Here is a 22,331-nt window from a genome sequence, read left to right as displayed (position 1 = left end):
CCTTTTCAGGGCTTGTCCTCTACAATAATGGATATAGGACAAGCCCGTACGAATATGGACAAAGAAAGGTGACTGACTTTCATGAACTCAAACGTAAGGTCAAGGACAGTGTCCAGACGGCGCAGCCGTCTTCTTCTCGTTCTGTGTCTGGGGCTAACCCTGCTCCCCACCGCTTCCGCTTTTCCATCTGCTACGGAGGCTCAGGGCAGCCGCATCACCGTTTCACAGGCGGTTTCTCTTGAGCTACAGCCCGGACTTACTCTGAAGGCACTTCCATCACCACAATCCCTTCAGGATTTCACTGCACTCACCATCAGCAGGCTGTCCGCAGCCGCTCCATTTACAGAGTGGAAAAATGCCAAAACCGAATTTTACCCGCTCGGCCCGGGCACACACAGCTGGCTGGTCAATGTAAAGAACGGGGAACAGCGCATTGGTTATTTAATCGTCTCCGCTACGCAAGACGGCGGATATTTACTCAGTGAATACGGTGCCGGAACTTCCGGACTGCCTTACAGTATGACAGAGCTGCGCCAGTTTCTGGTGCAGGAAGAACTTATACCTTCAACCTATTCAGGTAAAACCGAGTTAACAGCGTTCTACGCTCCCATGCTGCCGGTATGGAAATTAACACTCGATAAACAAACCTATTATATCAACGCCTTAACACTGGAAATTCTGCCTTGGAGTCTCAGCAAGGCCAATTCCGTCCTGAATGGAACTCTTCCTGCAGCGGGTACAGTGACCAGCGTGGAGCACAGCTGGACTCCGAAGCGCGCTTTCCGGAGCGGCGGGCAGGATGACCCGTATGCTGATTTACAGTGGCTGGCCAGCCCCAAGCTCAAACTGGTGAACGGGGAAAATGTAGCGGTCCTGCTTGGCACCGGGGGAGCTCTGGCCTTTCAGTCAGCCGGCAAAAATGATACGACAGGCGCGCCATTTATGATCACTGGCTATCAGAGCTGGGAGCTCTCCGCTCAAGCGAGTCCAAACAAAACGAAGGCAGTTATATATGCCGCCTCCGGCTTGCAGGGACGGCGTTATCTTCCTCTTACCGCGCTGCAGCAGACCGGGACGCTGCATAAGCTCCCGCAATCCCAGAATGTTGCATCCGGCACGATAGTTCAGGCAGCTGACTTCATGCTGAAGTAATGTCCAGGCACCCCCATCAAAACAAACAACCTTCCCGGCCGTGTATTCGGCCGGGAAGGTTGTTTGTTATGTCAGCACACTCACCTAAACAAGTGGAATTATCTTATTCCACTGCACCGCTACTTGCGGCTGCCATCACTCCACTTGCTCCGCCAGATCGACAATCCCAGCGGCAGCATTCCGAACCATTTTTCCGCCCATGGCTGTTTCTCGGCTTTTCTGCGCGCCCGGCTGGCCCGCGGGTCCTCCATATAGACCACTACTTTCTCGGTAATATACTTTACCAGATCATCGCCGCTCGAAGCCATATCGCCACCTCCTTATTCTTCGAAGGATCTCATATCCATAGTGTGCTCCAGATTAGCTGTGTCTAAACCGCAGAACGGTGATTCGTATAGACTTGCCTGTAACAGCACAATCTAACAAAGTATCCATTCGAAGATCAACACTGTGCAAGGAGGTTATGAACTTGAGAAACACGAGCTACCTCAGAATAAGCCCTGTATGGCGCAGATGGTCCATTTTGCTGGCTTCTGCCGGTCTACTGGCTCTGCTGGCCGGACAGGCCGATGCCGCAAAGTTTGTACAGAAGCCCTCCGCTTCCCCATCCGGGCGGCAGGAGGAAAGGCAGCAAATGCTGGGCCATGATCAGCGGATCATTCTGATCGATGCCGGACACGGGGGAATTGACGGCGGGACATCCCATGGCGACATCCTGGAAAAAGATATTACGCTGGCTATCTCCAAGCGTTTATTCCTCCTGCTCCGCAGCGACGGGTTTGATGCAATCCTGAACCGGACGGGAGATTACGCGCCAAGCGAGGAGAACCGCTGGCTGCGCAGCTCTTCCCGTCATCTTCGGGATCTGGCCCAGCGCAAGGAGCTGGCTGAAATGCTTCCGGCGAATGTCGTCGTCAGCATTCATATCAATTGGGCGCCTTCGCCGTCTAAGCATGGGCCGCTGGTGCTGTACCGCCAGGAAGGCAGAAGCTTTCTGCTTGCCCGCTCCATCCAGGACCAGCTTAATCATCTTTATGATATTCATGCAGCCCCCAGAGCGGGTAAGCCCTTCTATCTGCTCAACAAAATAACCGCCACAACGGTTATCGTTGAGGCGGGATTTATCAGCAGTCCGGCGGACCGCAGCAAGCTCTGCACTCCACACGGCCAGGAGGAAATTGCCGAAGCAATTGCCGGCGGCATTGCCGCTTATCTTATGGAAGTGTAAGCTGCTTATTCCATTGCCATTCCTCTCTGACCAGCTCTGAGATGCCGACAAAATCCACATTGGCCTTCATTGCGGCAATGCCGCTGCGGATACCCGCTGCGGTCTCTTTGCCCTGGATGCCGACATGGCCGATAGTCACACAAAATCTCTCGTTTGTTGCCCGCTGCTCTACAAGACGCATCTGCTTCATGACATGGCCGGATGAGTGAACATCATCAAGGAAGATATGATTTTCTACAGGCGGCAGTCCGAGCTTCCGGGCCATTCTGCCCGCCACTGAACGGTAATTCGTGTGGCTGTCCACAAAAAACAGTCCGCGCTCCTTGCATACGGCCAGTACAATACCCATCACACGTTCATCACCTGTTACTTTAGAGCCCATGTGATTGTTGATGCCAACCGCATAAGGCACATTATCCAGCGCGGCTTCTACTCGTTCACGCACCTCTGCATCTGTCATGCGGGTCAGAATGGCACCAGGGCCGAGCCACTCCGGCTTTCCTTGGCGCGGTTCCATCGGCAGATGCACCAGCACATCGTAGCCGCGTTCATGAGCACGCCGTGCATCCTGCTCCGTCGTAGACAGAAACGGCATTACGGCCGCTGTAATCTTTACCGGCAGTGTGAACATCTCGTCTGTACCCCGCATCCCATTGCCGAAGTCATCGACTATGATCGCTACACGGCTGCGGGCGGGGTGCACCGGCTTTTCCTTCACTTCAGCTGCCTCGCTATCCCCGGCAGGCTCAGTAAGCACGGCAGTGTGCAGAGCAGTTTCCTCACGCTGCCCGGAAGCTGCACCCATCACTGACTGACCTCCCGGAAACAGTGCGGTCATCAATATAACAATCGCGGTCAAGGATAGCCGCTTGCTGCATTCTAACCATGCCGGTTTATATTTTGTCAAAAGAAACGCCTCCCTCGTCTTCTGTAACCATTGTTCTCATTGTTTGGAACACGAAGGGTAAATATGTACCGGCAAGGTACGCAATAATTAACAATCGTTATACAGCCTGCAGCCCCCGGCGGTCAGCGGCAGCAATAGCTTCATATATATCCTGCGGGGTAACAGTAAACGGCATATTGCCCATTGGGCCGTCCACTGCACAGCTGGCCGCCGCTGCACCCATAAGCTTCTCAGGTGCAATACCGGAAAGTCCCATTTGTTCGAGGGTCACCGGAAGGCCTGTCTCACGGCAGAAGCTGACCACAGCAGAGATTTCCTCTTCCGGCGCCTGCTCCAGCATCAGCTGTGCAAGGGTCGCGAAGGCGACCTTCTCCCCGTGCAGGATATGACGGCATTCTTCCAGCAGCGTCAGTCCGTTGTGGATAGCATGGGCTGCAGCAAGGCCGCCGCTTTCGAACCCGATGCCGCTAAGGTAAATATTCGCTTCGACAATATGGGCAACTGCCTCAGAAGCAATTCCTTGCCGGGCATCCCGCAGGGCCTCTGCCCCTTCCGATAGAACCGTCTCGAGGCAGGCCCGGGCAAGCGAGAAAGCAGCGATGGAGCTTGTCCCCCCGGCCTCTGTGATAGCCCCCGACTTGCGGCACGCTCTAGCTTCGTAAAAGGTGGAGAGGGCATCGCCCATGCCTGCCGCCAGCAATCTGGCCGGTGCCTTTGCAATCAGCCCGACATCTGCGATAACGATATCCGGACTCCGCCGTAAAGACAAGTAACGGTCAAAGACTCCCTCTTCGGTGTACAACACCGACACGGCGCTACAGGGGGCATCGGTGGAAGCCACCGTTGGCACGAGGACCAACGGCAGGTTCGCATAATGGCTGACGGCTTTGGCCGTATCCAATGTCTTGCCGCCGCCGATTCCCAGTATGACCCCTACGCTGTTAAGCTCGAGCCCGGCAACAATTTGCTCCACCTGGTTCATACTGCATTCACCCTGGAATTCACGTTCTGTCAGCGGCAGCAACTCCTCTGCAAAGCTGTTTCGGATCTCTTGACCATATACGCCGAGAATATACGGGTCTATAATGGCATAAGCCGCCCCGGCTCCCATCTGCGAGCAATAAACGCCCAGCCTGGCAATCTCCCCTTCGCCCTGAATATACTTGGACGGGGAATAAGTAATCTGTCTCATCTTGATTTCCTCCTTTTTCCAACCGCTACTTATTGTAAGCAAGAAAACGGCAGCGGGCAATTAAAAAAGCCCCAATCCCGGCAGATTGGAGCGCTTGATTCACCAAATTCTATTTTTTTCGGACTGGCATGCGTTTAACATCCCCTGTAAGAATACAATCCTCATTCCTTTGTTTCTCTCGAAAGCTGCCCTCGCTGACCTTGGTGTCAATAAAATCCACAATCTGCTGCAAAGAAGCAATCTGATCCAGGATATTCCGCTTGTGGGTCTGAATCTTGTCATACAGCTCAGGATATTCTGACAGATTGGATTCACGCGACAGATTCAGATACGGACGCATCTCATCGAGCGGCATTCCCGTCTTTTTCAGACAAGATATCAGCTTCATCAGCTCAACATCCCCCTCACTGTATACCCGGTGACTGTTTTCTTTCCGCTGTGCCCGGGGCAGGAGTCCAATCTTCTCATAATACCGGATTGTATCCTCGCTAATTCCTGTAAGCTCTGATGCCGCTTTGATGGAGTACCCGCTAGTCATCACACCTGCCTCACTCATCTTGCCACCTCCAGCTCCTTAATGATTTATATTGTATAACTTGGAGTCAGCTCCAAGTCAAGCTGCTTTTTCGGCCATTTCAACCGCTTGACTTGGAGTCGTCTCCAAGTTATACAATGAGCGCAATTCACAGATAAGCAGCGACAGCACACAGCCTATCTGGTCTTGATAATAAAGATAAGGAGAGATTAAGATGACTATACAACTTAAACCTGAAACCGCGCTGATCACAGGTGCTAACAACGGCATCGGCCTTGCGCTGACCCGCCGGATGCTTGCCGAGGGCTGGCAGATCGCGGCTCTGATCCGTTCCGCTTTTCCCGCTGATGATGATCAGATCCGTGCTGCACTAAGCAGCAGACAGCTGCGGATTTACACAGCAGACCTGTCCGATTATGGCAGTCTGCGTACTGCTTTAGATGAGATCAGGCTTGGCGAGCCGCGTCTGGATCTGCTGTTCAACAACGCCGGCGGCAGCTTCCCGGAGCTGAGCTATTCCAAACAGGGGCGTGAGATGCATTTCGAACTGCAGGCCGTTGTCCCGTACATTATCACCATGGAACTGAAGGAGCTGCTGCTTAAGGGCTCTTTGAGAACAGTCATAAATACCTCTTCCAATGCTACGCTCAGCCTCAAGAAGTTTGACCCTGCCCAGCTGGAACGTCCGGCAGCGTTCAAGAAGCTTTTTGGCCCCTATGCCACTTCCAAAATGGCTCTTTCCCTATGGACAAAAGAAATGGCTCCACAGCTGGCGAATGAGGGAATCATGATCCGCAGCGCCGACCCCGGAGGCAACAATACGATCCGCGGCGGCAAAAAATCCGGCCTTCCCTTCTGGCTGCGGCCGATTATTAAAATGTTCTTCCCGCATCCGAGCTACGGTGCCGGACTGCTGTACAATGCAGCGCTTGGCAAGCATAAGAATGAGCCCGGGGTCTTCCTGATCAAGGACGAGGTATCCAAGCTTAAATTTGCCGACCAGGGCCCGGCTGTCCTGAATAAGATTCAGGAGATTTATGCGCGTGAATTTGCAGCGGTGCGAGGGTAACAAAAAAGCAGAGAAGCGATTCTCCATTAATGGGAGACTACTGCTCTGCTTGCTGATTTATTGCTGATAATCCTTAGCCTAGCCGTCCGAAGGCGCGCAAAAACAGCAGTTTCTCAATCACTATACTTGCTTTCCACCAGTTCTCGCTGATAGCAAACGCCTGTTCAAAGCCATCCCAGCTCCAGGTCAGATCCCATACACCCTCTTGATTTCTGATATCCAGCGTATAATCCAGTTCCTTCTTCAGCAAGACTGCGTTGTCCGTGAAGCCCAAGCTTTCCCGGGTTTTGATGAAGAACGAGGGCTTGCAGCTGTAGCCGCTCCAATCCGAGGCATTCCGCTCCAGCAGCTCAGTGATCCGCTTCCCGGCGGCAGCATTCAGTTCAGTGTAAGCAAACTGTTCCCGCACACCGGCTTCGCCGATGCACTCCAGCAGTTTAACTACACATAACAGCGGATGCATTTCGATATGGGGATCCTGCAAAAAAAGCTCCTCCAGTTCCTTGGCGATGCCCAAGCCTCGTTCATAGAGCCTGCTGTCCCTGTCCGCAAAGCGCAGAATGAAGCCGGCCAGGATGGCCGTCGGATTAAAGATGCTGCGGGCAGTGCTGCTGGAGGTTGTATGCCACCATGGCGCGTGGGGATAATCGTTAAAGGAGGCAACTACATTCATCCACGTGTTCCCGTCCATCTCGGCACCACTGTCCAGATACTTCAATATGCCTTGAACGGCCGGGTGGCTGTTATCTTGAAAATGAACCTCCAGCAGCCTCTCTACGGCTGTGGCTGTCTGGATCGGCGAGGAATGCGGATTCCAGGCATCTGCCTCCAGCGCATGTCCGAAGCCTCCGTCCTCATTCTGGTAAGCTGCCAGCGCTTCCAGCACAGCCTCCACACCTCCGGCTTCGAAATGAAATTTCCACCGTGCCAGATCCAGCGGACGGGCGTTGCGGTACATCCAGTTTTTGATAACCTTTAAATCCGCGGGTGCAAGCGTCTTCATCAACATTCCCCTTTTCCAGTTATAGGCTTCACAAATCTCCATATATCCGTATTAAACTGGATTGCGGGAAGAAAAGCTGTGAGGTCCTTCATTTCCCAGAAAAAACATTTGCAGGATATTGGAAGACTATAGAGTCCGCTGAATTTAGGTTAATGATAATATTAAAGACAGGCTGGTGCATATTATAGAGGAAGCTGAGGAGGGAATTATGAAGAAGAAGGCGGCCGGAGTGTACTCTTTTCTAAAAGAACTGTTCCAAAAAATAAAAAATGATGATGTACAGGGGATTAGTGCGCAATTAACCTATTATCTTATTCTCTCCCTGTTTCCGTTTCTGATCTTTATTATGACACTCATCGGGTACGCCAATATTTCCCTGGAGGATAAAATCCAGCAGCTAGAGCAAATTATGCCGGTGGAAGCCGTCTCCATTATTGAAGAGATTCTGCAGGATGTCTCCGAAGGGCGGAGCCAGGCCTTGCTGTCCTTCGGGATGCTGGCTACTCTGTGGGCTGCTTCCAAAGGTGTCAACGCGATCATCAAGGGGCTGAACCGCGCCTATGATATTGATGAGAGCAGGGTGTTTTGGAAAGTTAGGGGGATTGCCTTCCTCGCCACCCTGTTCATCGGCTTTGTGGTGCTGCTCAGCATTCTGCTGCTCGTTCTCGGCAGCTGGTTGAAGACACAGGTATTTTTACTGGCTGATCTGCCTTATGGTCTGCAAAAGCTCTGGGACCTGCTGCAATATGCCGTTCCTCTCTTCGTGATGTTCGTGGTGTTCACCCTGCTGTACTGGATTGCTCCAAGCCGGAGACTGCGGCTGAAGGAAGTGATCCCGGGAGCATTCTTCTCCACCATCGGCTGGATTGCCACCTCCGTGCTGTTCTCTGTGTATGTCAACCAATTCAGCGATTTCACCAAAACCTACGGAAGCCTCGGCGGGGTGATGATCCTGCTGATCTGGCTGTATATCAGCTCCATTATTATTCTGGCCGGCGGGGAGATCAATGCCATTCTGCGCAATCGCCGGACCAAGCTTCATACAACCGCGAATCATCAATGATATTTGATTGCCCCATCTTTCGTTTGATCTGCAGACTCTCCGGCTTGTACTCCCGGCAGATCGGGCAGATAGGCTCCTTCTTCCTTCAGCCGTCTTCGCAGGATCTTAACATCGACAGTATGGACATCATGACCCGGAAGCTGTGCTGCCAGCGCTGCTGCAATTCCCGCCGCTTCCCCCATAGCCAGGCAGACCGGCATCACCCGGACACTGCCCTGAACCTCGCGTACACAAGAGATGGAGCGTCCGGCAACCAGTACATTTTGCAGGGAGCGGGGTGTCAGACAGCGGTAGGGAATACCATGGGATTCACCTGGACCATACCGCTTAATCACCTCTGGCTTGCCTCCGGCCTGTTTCTCTTCTTTTTCCGTTCCATGGATGTCAATAAAGTAACTGTTACGGCAGATCTCATCCTCGAAGCTGCGGCGGTTCACATAATCATCGACACTAAGAACATAGTCACCGGTGATCCGCCGGGTCTCCCGTACTCCCATAAGTGAACCTGTACTGGCGACAAAAGCACTGCCAAAGGAAGCCGGCATAAATTCCGCAAGCGCATCCCGGTAGACGGCCGCCAGCTTTCTGCCCTGCATCAGCGCAGCCGATACCGAGTAAGCATCCGTATTATCCACATCCCATAAATGTCCGGCGTTAAAACCTACCGTGCGCGGCGCGATCATATTGTTGCAGATATGCGAGTCCGGAATCTGCGGATATTTGCCTGACCGGAGGATATCGAAGATGGGACTCTGCTTATTATTGTTGTGCAGCAGCGGACCGTTCAGATAAGCATATTCATCCACATTGCCCAGATTGAAGCAGTGTGTAGCCGGCATCAGGTCACCGGTCGCCGTATCACCTTTGAGGTATTCCGCCCCTGCCCATGCTGCCACATCGGCATCGCCCGTGCAATCAATGTAAACCTTGGCCTGGAGTGCCTGGAGTCCGCTTTTGTTAGCCGTAATCAGGGTGGTAACTCTGCCCTCCGGCTCTGTTTCCACCGAGCCCAGCAGCGTATTGAATAATACGGTCACTCCTGCCTCCTGGACCAGATCATCGTAGATCACCTTCAGCTTCTCGGGCTCAATCGGCACCCAGTCCATCGCGTCCTTAGCCACATGCGGCATCTGAGCCTTCAGCGCCTCGAACACTTTCATGGCCAGCCCTCTGTAGATAATCTGCTCCATATCAGAGAAAGGACACCAGGCCGGCACAAGCCCCGAGGTACCCATCCCGCCCAGACTTCCCGTCGCTTCAATCAGCAGCGTTCTTGCACCTTCCCGCGCGGCTGCGGCAGCTGCTGTACAACCGGCCGGACCGCCTCCGACAACAATGACATCCCAATCATCCTGAAGCGGAACCTCGCTGATCCGCATCCGGTAGGTTTTCATTTGATCTCCTCCTGCAATATAAGACGAGTTTGGCGTTATACATTTGGTATAGTCGTAACTGCGGTGATATTTGGACTTCCAGCCGCTGTTGTCTACAGATTTCATTTATTAATACCACTCTTAGTGGTGGAAATCTGTAGACTGCCTATGCTTCCGAAGCGAGCTTTCCTGGGGAAAGCTTTCAGGCGGACGCTAACGCTCCTCCAGTTCCAAAATCCCCTCCGTTACTGTTACCTTTATGTTTGTTCCCAAGTTCATCTTATATTTTTTCTTTTATTTACCGCTAGCCGCGTACCAGTCGTTAACCTCTTTGTAGCTGGCTTCCCCTCCGGCTGCTTTGTACTTATCGGCAAAAGCGTCCACGGCATCCGGAGATTCCTCACCGACAATCACCTTTACGGCAAAATCATTGATCATCTGATTCAGTGAAGCGTTGTTCTTAGAATATTCAGGAAGAGACGGTGCTAGTGCAAGCGGATCGGCAATCCGCGCTTCGGCAGGCAGTTCATTGTTCAGGTAGGAGAAGCCTGCAAACAAGCGTGCATCCTTCTGGACACGGGCCTGCCAGTAGATCGGATAGAGCTTCTCATCGATACCGGTAAGATAGTTGCTGGCGTTGCCCCGTTCGTCTGTGAACAGCGGCAGGATCGGGCTGTAGATGCCGTCTTTATACGTATGATGTTTGCCTTCTTCCCCGATAGCGATCAGTTTGAAGGTGTCTTTATCCAGCTTGGCATTAATCCATTTGATGGCATCCTCAGGATGTTTGGCTGATTTCGGTATAAAGGTCAGGCGGTCAAAGCCACCGCTCATGCCCAGGCCCATTTGCCCGTCTTTACCCTTCAAGGCCGGAAGATACACAAACTTGGCATCCGGGAAGTTAGCGTTCAAGGCATCGGCGACACTCGGAATATCATACCAGGGCAGCTGAATGACACCGATTTTGCCGCTGGTGAATTTCTCCTTCAGGGTAGCATCCTTGTTGACGGCAAACTCTTTATCGAGCAGTCCCTGCTTATACAGGTCAGCCATATACGTAAGATATTCCTTGAAGCCCGGGTGCAGCGGCGGCGGTACCAGCTTGCCGTCAAGCTTATTCCAGCTGGTGCCGATGCCGAAGGCGCCGGTAATATTTGCTGTCGTAGCCAAGCCGCCGTCAATCGACATCGGAGCGCCGCTGCTGCCGTTGCCGCCGGGATCCTTTTCCTTGAACGCTTTCAATACTTCTGTGAATTCGTCCAGGGTGGTAGGTGTTTTCAGGCCCAGCTTGTCGAGCCAATCCTGGCGGATCATCAGGTCGGCGCCTGCAAATTGCGAGGAGCTGTTCGGGATGGCGAAGATTTTGCCGTCCACTTTCACCGCATCGAAGGATGCTTCGGAGATGGACGCCTTAATATTCGGGCCATACTCTTCAATGAGTGGGGTCAAATCGACCAGCGCCCCCATTTTGGCGTAATCCGTGTAAACGGCCTTTTCACCGGAGATGGTAATGACATCATAGGGTTCACCGGACGAAATCAGCAGGTTCAGCTTATCCATCGCTTTGTCGGCAGGCAGCATTTCATATTTCACTTTGTACCCCGTCTGCTCTTCGATGACCTTGGCAAGCGGATACGTATTATAATCATCCTTCGACCACAAATTGAGCGATTTCAATTCAGGTTTAGCTGTGTCTTCCGCTGGTGCGGTAGTGGCGGCAGCACTCGCCGGAGCCTTAGTCGCCTCTGCAGCTTCCTTATTTCCGTTCCCATTGTTACCTGACGAGCCACAGCCTACGGCTGTAAGCAGCAGTCCGGTGCAAAGCAGAAGAGACCAGCCTTTTGTATATTTCATACGTATAACCCTCCTCAAATAATGGATCAAGGCTCAGCCTTTGACGGAGCCGATCAGCACACCTTTAATGAAATACTTCTGCAGGAACGGATACACAAACAGGATCGGCACCGTGGAAGCAACAACTGTCGCTGCCCGGATTCCTTCGGGAGACATGTTCATGAGATCATCCACACTTTTGTTCACGGCATTCGCTGCGCTGGCATCCATCACAACGTCCTGCAGGTAGAGCTGCAGCGTCTTAAGCGCCGTATCATTGATATAGATCATCGGGCCAAAATAATCATTCCAGAACCCAACTGCATAGAACAAGGCGATCGTCGCGATGACCGGCATGCTGAGCGGCAGGATAATGCGGAACAGAATCGTATAGGTTTTGGCCCCGTCGATCCGCGCCGACTCTTCGAGTGCTTCAGGCAGGCTTTCGTAATAGCTCTTGATCACCAGCAGATTGAACACACTGATCATTCCCGGCAAAATCAGCACCCACAGATTGTTGATCAGGTGCAGCTGCCGCATCAGCAGATAGTTGGGGATCAGCCCTCCGCTGAAAAGCATAGTGAAAATGAACAGCACCATAATAAAGGGGATGCCCGGCAGGCGCTTGGACAACGGGTACGCGGTAAGTGCGGTCATCAGGATGGAAATTATGGTTCCGACAACAGTAACGCCTACCGAAACTCCGAAGGCCCTGATGAACGTTGAGGAGGAAATGACCTCCTTCATCGTATCCAGCTGGAAGCCTACCGGCAGAATGCCAACTTTACCGGAGGTGATTGCCCATTCTGCACTGACAGCCTTCGATAATACGTTGATCAGCGGCAGTAGCATAATGACACCCAGGAGGATCAGGAAGAAATAAACCGCCGTGTCCAGCACCAAATCGCCCTTGGTTCGTTTCGTCAACCTTTCCACTCTCCCTTCCCGCTACCAGATACCGCGCTTCAGCAGCTTCCGGCTGATAAAGTTGCCTGAGATAATCAGGATAAAGCCGACAACCGAATTGAACAGACCCACGGCGGTACTGAAACTGTAATCCATTTTGCCAAGGCCGATGCGATACACGAAGGTTCCGATGACATCGGCGGTTTCATAGACAACCGGATTGTACATGGTGAGAATCTGCTCTGTCCCTGCATCCAGCACCGAACCGAGGCGGAGAATGAACATCAGCACAACGGTAGGGAGGATACCCGGGAGTGAAATATGCAGCATTCTGCGGATTCTGCCCGCCCCGTCAATGGCAGCGGCTTCATATTGCTCCTGGTCAATTCCGGCGATGGCGGCTATAAACACAATCGCATTCCAGCCCGTTTCCTTCCACCCCGCCGTGAACACAACCAGACTGCGGAAGTACTCATTGCTGACAAAAAAGCTGATGGGCTCACCGCCCAGCGACTGGATGATATTGTTGACCAGCCCCCCGGAGGTCGAGAGAATGGTCACGAATAACCCCGAGATGATCACCCATGAAAGAAAATGCGGCAGATAAATGATCGTTTGGATTGTCCGTTTAAAAAACATCAGCCTGACCTCGTTCAGCACCAGTGCGATCAATATGGGGAACGGAAACAGCAGCACAATTTTATACACACTGATTAGCAGGGTATTCATGAATACCCTTCCAAATTCCTCCGATTGGACCAGCTTATGAAATTGCTCAAGCCCGACCCATTCACTGCCTCTGACACCCTCAAAAATATTAAAATCCTGAAACGCAATAAGTACACCATAGAGCGGTGTATATTTGAAGAGCAGCAGAAACAGGAGTCCTGGAATGAGCAGCACATAATAATCCCTGTTTCTCCAGGCCAGCCTCCACTTGCTTGCTGAACTCGTCCTGACCCGTTTGACATTATTCTTCCGCTTCAAATCCGTGACACCTGTGCCCAAGTTACTCACCTCCACCTGGTTTATGAGATGATTATACGAGTTCATCCAGGTGGTATTGTAGGTGGTAATCCGATTATTTCTGGTCTCTGGCGACTGTATATTCCGCGTGGTCTCACTCTGATGTAACCGCTTTAATCCTTACCGTGACGACCGTCCCTTTTCCGGGTTCAGAATCGATGGACAATCCGTAGCGGTTGCCGGCAAAATAACGGATTCGCTCATTGACATTGTAGAGGCCGAAGGAGCCCGACGACCCGTTGTCTTGCTTCTCCGAGGAAGGCTCACGCAGCAGACGCTGCCCTTGTTCAGGACTCATACCGATGCCGTCATCAGACACGGTGAGCACAACGGTATCCTGATCCAGCCGGGCAGCAATGGTGATCGTCCCCTGTTTATCTTTGGTTTTGCGGATGCCGTGAAGCAGTGCATTCTCCACCAGCGGCTGCAGGGTAAGCTTGGGAATAATATACGACTCGAGTCCCGGCCCGGCCTCAATGGTGAACGTAAAGGTAGACGGAAAACGGTTCTGCTGAATCTCCAAAAAGACTTTGGCGAGCTCCAGCTCATCGCTAATGCCGACGTTATCACGCCCTTTATTGAGGCTGAGCCGGAAATAATGCGCCAGCGCTTCAATCATCTGGCTGGTATCCTCCGCATCATGCGAGATGGCCGACCAGTTAATCATATCAAGGGCATTGTACAGAAAATGGGGATTTATCTGCGCCTGAAGCGTCCGGAGCTGGGCCTCCCGTTCCTGCATTTTGGCCTGATACGACTCCTCCATCAGATTGTTGACTTTATGAATCAGATGATCCACGCTGCGTTCCAGCAGCCGGAAATCGCCATCCGGCATCGAGCGGCGCTCTTCCAGCCATCCAATCCCTTCCTTGCGGATCATCTTCAGGATCATCTGCACCCTGTGCTGCATGCTTTGGGTCATGAACATCAGCAGGACAAAAGAGAGGACCAGAAAAAGAATGGTGATCCCCGCGAGAGTAGCTATACTGGTAAACTGGTTCAGCGCCGTGGCCCGGTGCGAAATTTCGGACTGGGCTACCCTGGCCACCAGCTTCCACCCGGACGGACCGATGGTGGTATAGACTACGTTTACAGCTTTGCGGCCGTCCTTACTCTGCTGAATGCCTTCCTCCGAGTGCCGGATCGTATCCAGCAGCTCCGCTGGCAGCATTGCGGCTGACGAAGCCGGACCAGCGTCCGCTTCGACGGAACTATAGATAACATTTCCGGCCCCGTCCAGCAGATAAGGAGCATAGGTATCCGAGAAATGCAGCTCCGACAGAATCTCACCGATCAGCTCTTCGGAAACATCCATAACCAGAACGCCGACGATCTCTTCATAATTCTGCGGATTGCGCAGCATTCGGGCTACAGAAAAGATTTTTTTGACCCCTATATCGCTATAGCTCTCCTGATATACTCCGGTCCAGACCATCCCCCCGCCCGCTTCCATCACAGCTGCGTACCATGGATATTGTTTAATGTCGTTCAACTGGTATAAGTTCACTCTGTCTCCTGCATATAGCCGGGAAGGGTCTACAAAAAAACGCGTCCGGAAAATATCCCCGTTCTCCTTCGCGGTCTCTGCCAGATTACGCAGCTCCTTGATCTGTTTGAGCTGGTCAGTGATGCTGCTTTTCCGCTGGAGATTCTCATACAGGATCTGATTCATAAAAACAGAGTTGCTGCTGTCACGGATATGTTCCAGTTTATAGGTTAAATTCAGCCCCGCCTGCTTCAAGGTTAGCTGCATGGTGCGGGTGACCTCCTCTTCCAGGATCCTGTTGGAACGCGTATAAAAGGATGCCAGCAGGATAGAGACAGGCAGCAGAATGAGCAGAATGTATGCCAGCAGCCATTTTCGTGCCGCCAGTATCCCCTGGAGAAGGCCTTTCAGATAATTCCAGCCAAACTGCATAATACTCTCCTTCCCTTCCGCTAAACGAATCTAATGGTGCTGCTCCCGGTAGGCGCTTGGTGTAAAGCCGGTCATTTTTTTGAACAGCTTGCTGAAGTGGCTGGGATCGGTATAGCCTACCGCAAAACACACCTCATAGAATTTGTTCTGGGGGTCACCCAGCAGCTGCTTGGCCTTCTCGATCCTCACCTTGGTTAAGTACTCGAACAGCGTTTCTCCCGTCTCCTGCTTGAACAGCAGCCTGACATAAGTGGGACTGAGATATACCCCGGCTGCAATATCAGCCACGGTCAAATTCTCGGCATATCGCGCCTCGATCAGGCGGCGGACCCGCGCAATTGTCTCACTCGCTTTACCGCTCCGCTTCAACTGCACGAATTCACAGACCTGCTGCAAATACGACTCTGTGAATATGAGCAGATCCTGCATTGTCTCCTGCCGGGCCACCGCTTTCCAGGCCGCCAGCTCCCGCTGCTCCCACTCTGCCGTCATCCCGTTCAGCTCCAGCAGCACCTGGCCGGATTGCAGAATCAGATGCAGACTGACGTTCTGCGCATAACGCGGGCCCTGTCCGCGGTTTTTCTCCAGCAGGCCGAACATTTCAGCTAGCTCTATATGCAGGCGGCTGCTATCCCCCGACTTGATCGAGGTCAGCACCCGTTCTCCCCATTCCGGCTCAAACCGGTAGCGGAGGTTCTCTGCGGATTCGATGTTATCCATTGTGAGAATACGGTTTTTACCCAGGTACCATTTCTGGTCAGCGGCTCCCCGGGCCTGCCTATAGGAAGCAGGCAGCTCAGATAGGCTGCTCACCCCCTCACCGACACCGATGGTCACACTCAGCTTCAGCCACTTCCTCAGGTTATCCCGGATCAATTCCGCCAGCTGCAGCAGATCATCTTCCGAGAACTGCTGACCGGGCAGGAGAATACCGACATACTCACCCGGCTCTTTTTCAAAAGTAACTCCGCGCATTTGTTCATCTATAAGCTCCTGAATAATATTCAGCACTGTATACGATAACAGCTGCTTATCCTGCTCGGTGCGGACATCCATCACCTGCGGTACATCATCTATCACAATGACCATGATGATGTAGCTATCCGCAGCAAGGCTCTGCAGCCCCAGAAAGGCCAGCTTGTCATGAACCCGTTCCGGATGGATGTTGTCACTGATTACAGACAGCAGAAATTTCTCACGAAGTAACGGCATGCTCTGCGTCAGCTTGACCTGCATATCCTTCACCAGCTGCCGCTCCCTCCGCTCCGCATCCAGCGCTGCTGTCACTTTGCCCATCACCACCGATAATTCTTTACGGCTCACCGGCTTAAAAATATAATCCGCCGCATGCATCTGCAGTGCAGACCGCAGATATTCGGCATCATTATGCCCGCTGATGAACACGATTTTGGTGTCCGGAAGCAGGGCACGGACCTCCGCCGCCATTGCGATCCCATCCATAGCCGGCATCTGCACATCGGTCAGCACGATATCGGGCCTAAGTTCACTTATTAGCGCAAGCCCCTTATCCCCGTCATCAGCCGTCCCAATCAGCTCGATACCCTGCCCGGCCCAATCCACATAAGTGCGCAGCCCGTTTATAACCGACGGCTCATCGTCCACAATAACCAGCGTTTTCATAGGCATATTCCTTTCGATTCAAAAAATTAACCAAATTAAATATCATTATGTAAAAATTTTCTACGCAGAACGAAGTTCTCCTGCTTTTTTGGAATTATAGAAATTGTAAAGTATGTGAAGCCGTGATACCTGGCTGTACTACAGACGGCTCAAGCTAAACTTAAGCTAACAAAAAAAGGTGCGCTCCAATTGAAGGAGCGCACCTTTTTCGACACCAGTCGAACGGTTCAGCCAAGTAACATTACTGCACCGTCAAATCATATTTGTAACAGGCTGCTGCCTCCACCTGCTTGAAGCCTTCACCGGTGTACAACGCTTGTGCCCGTTCATTCTCCGCATTCACACACAGGATGCTGCGGGTATAGCCCTTGTTTCTTGAGAGATGCAGCGCTGCTCTAAGCAGAACCCTCCCGAGTCCTTTTCCCTGATATTCAGGCAAGAGCGCCACCGGTCCAATGTTCATAATCGGCGCATCATTGTACTCATCATCAGCCCCGCGCACAATCCCGACAGCCTTGCCGCCGTGATACAGCAGCAGCATTCCGCCCTCGATATAATCCGCTCCGGCAATCATGGAACTCACCATATCCGGAGTCGCCGGCGTCTCGCTCCCCTTAAGCTTGGCGAAGCCGGCATTTCTGACCTCACACCACACGGCTTCATCGACTCCTGGCTGAAACGGCCGCAGCTCATAACCTTCAGGAATTGAGGTTTCAGGCAGCACTTCCTCGTCCCGAACAAGGAGATAAGAATATCTCTCGACTGTAAAACCCGCAGCTGTCAGCTTATCCATATCTCCCGTATTTACCGTCGGAACAAAAATATTCAGCTTATCCAGTCCTGCTGTATACTGAAGAACCGCTTGCAGCAGCTCCCGGTATACTTCCGGATCGTCCGTTTCCGCATGCAGAATTCGGAACCGGGCTTTCCGGCCTCTGCGGCTGTAATCATCCAGAATAAGCGAAGCCGCTCCAGCGATTGCTCCATACGGATTCAGCGCGATATAAGTAGGGTTCTCGGCATTAGGCTCATACTCCGCAAGGTCCTCCTCATACAGAAAAGAATCATCCAGCTCATTCCGGTGCTTCCGGCAGAAGTTCAGGAACTCTTCCTTTCGAACCTCATCCAATTTTTCAATAATCAACAGACTTCCCCCTATCCGAATAAAACACAGTTGAATCCATTACCATAATCCCTCTAAGATATTCGCTTCATCATTTTACCAGAGCATGGAATCTCCCGACTATAGCTGAACTGGATGGACTATACGCATCTGGGCCGCGGCCGGATCCTGATTACGCACAAGGAACGGAATAGAGACGAATAGAGTTCCGGCTAACTCTCCAAGCCGTTAAACTTTCTAAGCAGTTCAATAAATTCATACAGCTGCTTGTCTTCCCAGCCGGCAATCCGCTCATAAAACAAAGATCCCTTTTCTTTAAGCGCTTCAACCGTCATTTGCTGCCCTTGCTCTGTCAATGACAAAAGAATAGCCCGGCCATCCTCAGGTGAGGCCTCTCTGTGCACATAACCCAAAGACTCCAATTGTTTGATCAGACGGCTGACCGAGCTGCGGTCCATTGCTGTTGAATCCGCCAACACCGCAGCACTGGCCGGCCCGTAAGAGTACAGCCAGCGGATTAGATGAAATGCCGCAGGCTGTAAGGATGCATCGAACCGGGCCGCAGCCCTGACATTTATGGCGTGAGAGGCGCTGAGCAGTGCATTCAGCTGCTCTCCTAATGCAATTTCAAGCTGCTCTCTTGGTTCATCTCCGGTAGTATTTCTCTTCAATTTCCTCACCTTTCTTTCCTACGGAACAACAATGAATTCATAATTTAGTTGACATATATCAATCATATCAATATAGTGGACATATATCAATCATATTCATTTCCTGTTAAAACGTATTGTATCACACAAAGGAGACTGAACTCATGTCTACAAATCCTACCGCAGTCATAACCGGAGCCACCAGCGGCCTGGGACAGCTTGCTGCAATAGAACTCGCCAAACGCGGCTTTCAGCTCGTTCTGACAGCCAGAAACAAAGAGCGGGCTGAAGCCACAAAAATCAAAATTGAACAACACAGTCCCGCGGCGCAAGTTGAATTTTTTTACGGCGATCTCTCGTTAATGAAGGATGTCAGCAGAATCGGTCAAGAAATCACAGCAGCCCATTTCAGCATCGACGTCTTATTGAACAATGCAGGTATCCATGCCTTTGAACCGCGTATTACTCCGGAAGGCTTCGCAGAAATGATCGCAGTTAACTACTTAGCGCCTTGGCTGTTAACCCGTGCCTTAGAGCCCTCCCTGCGAAACGCAGGCAAAGCCAGAGTCGTCAATGTGGCCTCGGAAGCTTCGCGTAATCACGGAAGCTTACAGCTGCCCGGGGATTTAAACGATACCACTCCCTTTACAGCCCGCGGCTCATCGGCAATCTATGGCAAGACCAAATTGCTCAATATCATGTTTACTGCTGAGCTGGCCCGTAAGTGGTCTGATACCGGAATCACTGTAAATGCGCTAAATCCTGGCTTTAATGTCACCGGTCTTGGACGTGAGCTTAGGTTCGCAGCCGTCATAGAACGTCTTTTAAAGCTCTTTCATATAGGCGACCCGCATAGAGGAACAGAAATCATCACCCGCCTCATTCTGGAACCGCAATACGGGGAATTAACAGGCGGATATTTCAATGTGGGTACCGGCAAACCTATTGAACCTGTCTATCCCGGCGGAGATGCAGCACAGCAACGTAAATTATGGGAGGCTACTGAAAACTTGTTGAAGCCTTTCCACTTTGAGAAAAGCACGCATTAATTTTGTCAGGAACGAGTACAGATGCCTATGATTGCTGACAAGTCGTTAAAGCGCTAACTAGCATAACCTTCGTTGGTTATGAAAATCCGCCGGGAGTGACGACTGAGAACCGCGTACAAAGCTTTATGGACAGTGAACGCGCCTCCCGGTATAACCATGTCAACACCACTGCCTTACCCGCGCGGCAGACATTTCATCCCTTGGGAAGTTCAAGTGCAATGGGCTCAGAATATGCGCCGGACTTTCCACGGATGCTGCTGATTCCCTACGTTCTATCATCATTGGAGCAGAAGGAAATCAGTTTAATTTCAAACATACAAAAAAGGCACGTATAACACCGAAAGGGTGATTATACGTGCCTTTTATTGATTCATGATGCGGTCGAGAGGACTCGAACCTCCACGATATTGCTACCACACGGACCTGAACCGTGCGCGTCTGCCAATTCCGCCACGACCGCATATTATGTTGACTCGCTCTCGCGGCCACAAGATAGATCTTAACATGTGGGGAAATTGGAGTCAACCTTTTTTTATTTTTCTTTTGTTTCATTAATTTTTGGATATTTATTGCTTTTAATTATAAATTAGAGGTATAATAAGAACAAAGGTTCGCATACTATAAATGAGGTGATTTATAATGGCGACTACCAACAGACCCACACTAAACACACCAATTATTCCTGAAGATATAACCAAAGACGAATTGTCCCTTGTCAGAAGCTACTTGCTGCTAACGTTTATTCATAAAGTATTTGAACGTGATTGCCGGGTCATTGGTAAGAGCGGGCTGTTCAAGACTCCGCAGCTCTACATGGAGCTGGTGTCGGGCGCGACCAAGAAAACCTCACTGATGCTCCAGGAAGTGACCCGTGAGCTGGGCTCCCGCAACTTGAAGATCACCACTATCCGCCAGGATCAGCGCGGCGTCGAAGCTCAATATATATGCCGGGGCTACACTGGTGAGATCAACATCCAATGGCCCGGCTTCCGTAGTGAGATGATGCAGCGCATGCGCGCTTACCTGGGACTGAACCCTGAGCTCGCCGTTCTGCCTAAACCGGAAAGCGTTGAACAGATGGCTTTGTCCATTTAACTTTGACGGCTAATCTTTACAACATAACAGACAGCCCCCGTCCTACTGGATGGGGGCTGCATCTGTTATTCGCGGGTGATCCTATAATTCTTCCAGAGCCTGTCTCGGTTCCGAGAAGGGCTGGAATATGTAGTTGCGGTCCAGCTTCACTACACGTTTATTGGGACGGCGCACCATCACCTGGGAATCATCCCAGGCCAGAATAATGCCCTTAACATCATTGCTCTCCAGAGCGTCTCGAATGACACGTATTTTCTCGCCGGAAATGCGGTAGGCATCCAGCTGTTCATCGCTAATCATATGCTTGAATTCCCCCTTCTGTTATAGCATGTATCATTTTGAAATAGATAACACTCTTGTATCCAAAAAAAGACCCAAATGAGAGCTCATTTGGGTCTTGCCTGCTTAACCAAATTCCTATATCAGCGCTTCATTCTTCTCAAACCAGAAATCAAGAACTTTAGCGGACATCACACGTTGTTCCAGATACTCAACCTGATTTTCTGTGAAATTCTCTTTCCAGTTGAAATCCAGCTCTTGACACAGACTAGTGATAGTCAAAAGTTCCGACCATGCGACATAACGTTTGTACCAGAAAAATTGAGGATGTTCAATCATATAGGGATACAGGTCGTCGAACTCTGTGTGTTTACAATCCAGCGCACGCTCGAAATGATCCTTGGCCTCGGTTAGTTTATCAATAAAAAATTGCTCTGTCACCGGTTCTTTCCCCATTGTGACGCCTCCTCTCCTATGTCTAATGCTTATTATAAAGGAAAAGTTATAGGGTGAAAAGAAGATGTTTTAAAAATAGGCTATGTTCTGTTAATTGTCACGGGTTATTCGCCAAAGACAACCTTACCATCTTCAAGAGAAGTGATGCGGACAAGAGATTCAAGCCGGATGCCCTGCTCTCTAATTGTACGTGCTCCTGCCTGGAAGCATTTCTCAACGACAACACCCAGTCCGACCAGTTCAGCCCCGGAACGCTGGATAATCTTGATAAGTCCGCGCGCAGCATCACCGTTAGCGATAATATCATCGATAAACAGAACTTTATCATCTGCCGAGATATATTGGCGGGACAGCATAATATCGGTCACGATTCCTTTGGTGAACGACGGAACCCGCTCACACAGCGCATCGGGATCGGCCAGCAGCGTTTTTTTGCGGCGTGCGAACACCAGCGGCACTTTCATTTCCAATGCGGTGGCAAACGCCACGGCAATACCCGAGGACTCCACGGTAACCACACGTGTAACACCGGCATCCGCAAATCTCCCGGCAAACTCCCGTCCCATTTCCATCGTAAGGATAGGATCAACCTGGTGGTTAAGCAGAGCATCCAGCTTCAGCACCTGATCCGAAAGGACAACCCCTTCCTGCAAAATCCGCTGTTTCAAAACTTCCATGACTGTGTACCTCCATTACCTTTATAATTCCAGACGTTCCACTTTCCTTATTGCTCATTTCATTAGGCGGAAGTCATGTCCTTCTGCTCATCATCATAACCTGTACTATACGGACTGCACAAGGCAATCCTGCGGGCGCTGCCCATTTTATAATTA

Annotated in this window: 22 protein-coding genes and 1 tRNA gene; 6 read left to right on the top strand and 17 right to left on the bottom strand. The window is 51.4% G+C overall.

The genetic code is table 11. The features are described 5' to 3' along the window. Positions 1–81: 81 nt before the first annotated feature. Positions 82–1,152, top strand: a complete 1,071-nt coding sequence (locus tag QU597_RS11075) for a hypothetical protein (protein ID WP_310832680.1) — start codon at positions 82–84, stop codon at positions 1,150–1,152. 119 nt (positions 1,153–1,271) lie between these two features. Here the strand turns inward: QU597_RS11075 and QU597_RS11070 are convergent, their stop codons facing one another. Then, positions 1,272–1,460 (bottom strand): YqzE family protein, encoded by a 189-nt coding sequence (locus QU597_RS11070; protein WP_206104301.1) that lies wholly within the window; start codon positions 1,458–1,460, stop codon positions 1,272–1,274. 161 nt (positions 1,461–1,621) lie between these two features. Between QU597_RS11070 and QU597_RS11065 the strand changes: the two genes are divergently transcribed. Beyond that, positions 1,622–2,380 (top strand): N-acetylmuramoyl-L-alanine amidase, encoded by a 759-nt coding sequence (locus QU597_RS11065; protein ID WP_232381095.1) that lies wholly within the window; start codon positions 1,622–1,624, stop codon positions 2,378–2,380. Here QU597_RS11065 and QU597_RS11060 read toward each other — a convergent pair. The 3 genes from QU597_RS11060 to QU597_RS11050 form a co-directional block, all read right to left on the bottom strand. Further along, positions 2,367–3,287, bottom strand: coding sequence for a divergent polysaccharide deacetylase family protein (locus tag QU597_RS11060; protein WP_310832678.1), 921 nt, complete (start codon positions 3,285–3,287; stop codon positions 2,367–2,369). The genes QU597_RS11065 and QU597_RS11060 overlap by 14 nt on opposite strands. Positions 3,288–3,384: 97 nt before the next feature. Then, positions 3,385–4,479: a glycerol dehydrogenase gene (locus tag QU597_RS11055; RefSeq protein WP_310832677.1), complete on the bottom strand. Its 1,095-nt coding sequence runs from the start codon at positions 4,477–4,479 to the stop codon at positions 3,385–3,387. 109 nt (positions 4,480–4,588) lie between these two features. Beyond that, the gene (locus QU597_RS11050) at positions 4,589–5,035 is read right to left on the bottom strand and encodes a MerR family transcriptional regulator (RefSeq protein ID WP_232381093.1); all 447 of its coding nucleotides are present in this window, start codon (positions 5,033–5,035) and stop codon (positions 4,589–4,591) included. 193 nt (positions 5,036–5,228) lie between these two features. On the opposite strand from QU597_RS11050, the gene QU597_RS11045 reads away from it, so the two are divergent. Further along, positions 5,229–6,083, top strand: coding sequence for an SDR family NAD(P)-dependent oxidoreductase (locus QU597_RS11045; RefSeq protein WP_206104299.1), 855 nt, complete (start codon positions 5,229–5,231; stop codon positions 6,081–6,083). A 73-nt stretch (positions 6,084–6,156) separates the two neighbouring features. Here QU597_RS11045 and QU597_RS11040 read toward each other — a convergent pair whose 3' ends face one another. Beyond that, complete coding sequence (locus QU597_RS11040; RefSeq protein ID WP_310832676.1) at positions 6,157–7,086, bottom strand: hypothetical protein; 930 nt, start codon at positions 7,084–7,086, stop codon at positions 6,157–6,159. Between the two features lie 208 nt (positions 7,087–7,294). On the opposite strand from QU597_RS11040, the gene QU597_RS11035 reads away from it, so the two are divergent. Beyond that, positions 7,295–8,149, top strand: a complete 855-nt coding sequence (locus QU597_RS11035; RefSeq protein WP_310832675.1) for a YihY/virulence factor BrkB family protein — start codon at positions 7,295–7,297, stop codon at positions 8,147–8,149. Here the strand turns inward: QU597_RS11035 and QU597_RS11030 are convergent. The 8 genes from QU597_RS11030 to QU597_RS10995 all read right to left on the bottom strand — a co-directional run bounded on the left by QU597_RS11030 (position 8,143) and on the right by QU597_RS10995 (position 18,640). Further along, positions 8,143–9,543 (bottom strand): FAD-dependent oxidoreductase, encoded by a 1,401-nt coding sequence (locus QU597_RS11030; RefSeq protein ID WP_310832674.1) that lies wholly within the window; start codon positions 9,541–9,543, stop codon positions 8,143–8,145. The genes QU597_RS11035 and QU597_RS11030 overlap by 7 nt on opposite strands. Positions 9,544–9,816: 273 nt before the next feature. Continuing rightward, a complete protein-coding gene (locus QU597_RS11025) occupies positions 9,817–11,376 on the bottom strand; it encodes an extracellular solute-binding protein (RefSeq protein ID WP_310832673.1) in 1,560 nt (519 codons plus the stop codon). 33 nt (positions 11,377–11,409) lie between these two features. Further along, on the bottom strand, positions 11,410–12,291 hold the full coding sequence (locus QU597_RS11020; RefSeq protein ID WP_236328444.1) for a carbohydrate ABC transporter permease: 882 nt from the start codon (positions 12,289–12,291) through the stop codon (positions 11,410–11,412). Between the two features lie 12 nt (positions 12,292–12,303). Further along, positions 12,304–13,269, bottom strand: coding sequence for an ABC transporter permease (locus QU597_RS11015; RefSeq protein WP_370656241.1), 966 nt, complete (start codon positions 13,267–13,269; stop codon positions 12,304–12,306). 112 nt (positions 13,270–13,381) lie between these two features. Next, the gene (locus tag QU597_RS11010) at positions 13,382–15,205 is read right to left on the bottom strand and encodes a sensor histidine kinase (protein WP_310832672.1); all 1,824 of its coding nucleotides are present in this window, start codon (positions 15,203–15,205) and stop codon (positions 13,382–13,384) included. Positions 15,206–15,235: 30 nt separating this feature from the next. Then, positions 15,236–16,846 carry a response regulator gene (locus QU597_RS11005; protein ID WP_310832671.1) on the bottom strand — a complete coding sequence of 537 codons (1,611 nt, stop codon included), beginning with the start codon at positions 16,844–16,846 and terminating at the stop codon, positions 15,236–15,238. Positions 16,847–17,087: 241 nt separating this feature from the next. Continuing rightward, on the bottom strand, positions 17,088–17,990 hold the full coding sequence (locus QU597_RS11000) for a GNAT family N-acetyltransferase (protein WP_310832670.1): 903 nt from the start codon (positions 17,988–17,990) through the stop codon (positions 17,088–17,090). A gap of 191 nt (positions 17,991–18,181) precedes the next feature. Beyond that, entirely contained in the window at positions 18,182–18,640 is a 459-nt protein-coding gene (locus tag QU597_RS10995) for a MarR family winged helix-turn-helix transcriptional regulator (RefSeq protein WP_310832669.1), read from the bottom strand. A gap of 143 nt (positions 18,641–18,783) precedes the next feature. Between QU597_RS10995 and QU597_RS10990 the strand changes: the two genes are divergently transcribed. Beyond that, the gene (locus QU597_RS10990; protein ID WP_310832668.1) at positions 18,784–19,668 is read left to right on the top strand and encodes an SDR family NAD(P)-dependent oxidoreductase; all 885 of its coding nucleotides are present in this window, start codon (positions 18,784–18,786) and stop codon (positions 19,666–19,668) included. Positions 19,669–20,044: 376 nt separating this feature from the next. Here QU597_RS10990 and QU597_RS10985 read toward each other — a convergent pair. Further along, positions 20,045–20,128: transfer RNA gene (locus QU597_RS10985), tRNA-Leu, on the bottom strand. A gap of 179 nt (positions 20,129–20,307) precedes the next feature. Here QU597_RS10985 and QU597_RS10980 point away from each other — a divergent pair. Continuing rightward, positions 20,308–20,763 (top strand): YhjD family protein, encoded by a 456-nt coding sequence (locus tag QU597_RS10980; RefSeq protein ID WP_310832667.1) that lies wholly within the window; start codon positions 20,308–20,310, stop codon positions 20,761–20,763. A gap of 81 nt (positions 20,764–20,844) precedes the next feature. Here QU597_RS10980 and QU597_RS10975 read toward each other — a convergent pair whose 3' ends face one another. From QU597_RS10975 to QU597_RS10965, 3 genes are all read right to left on the bottom strand, one after another. Next, positions 20,845–21,063, bottom strand: coding sequence for a hypothetical protein (locus QU597_RS10975; RefSeq protein ID WP_310832666.1), 219 nt, complete (start codon positions 21,061–21,063; stop codon positions 20,845–20,847). 117 nt (positions 21,064–21,180) lie between these two features. Then, positions 21,181–21,498 carry a hypothetical protein gene (locus QU597_RS10970; protein ID WP_054940049.1) on the bottom strand — a complete coding sequence of 106 codons (318 nt, stop codon included), beginning with the start codon at positions 21,496–21,498 and terminating at the stop codon, positions 21,181–21,183. Between the two features lie 104 nt (positions 21,499–21,602). Continuing rightward, positions 21,603–22,175, bottom strand: a complete 573-nt coding sequence (locus QU597_RS10965) for a xanthine phosphoribosyltransferase (protein WP_054940048.1) — start codon at positions 22,173–22,175, stop codon at positions 21,603–21,605. Between the last annotated feature and the right edge of the window lie 156 nt (positions 22,176–22,331).

The organism is Paenibacillus pedocola, from assembly GCF_031599675.1.
In the GTDB taxonomy this organism is placed as follows: Bacteria; Bacillota; Bacilli; order Paenibacillales; family Paenibacillaceae; genus Paenibacillus_AQ; species Paenibacillus_AQ pedocola.
The sequence above is the reverse complement of the archived record's forward strand: the minus strand, read 5'-3'. Positions and strand labels throughout refer to the sequence as shown.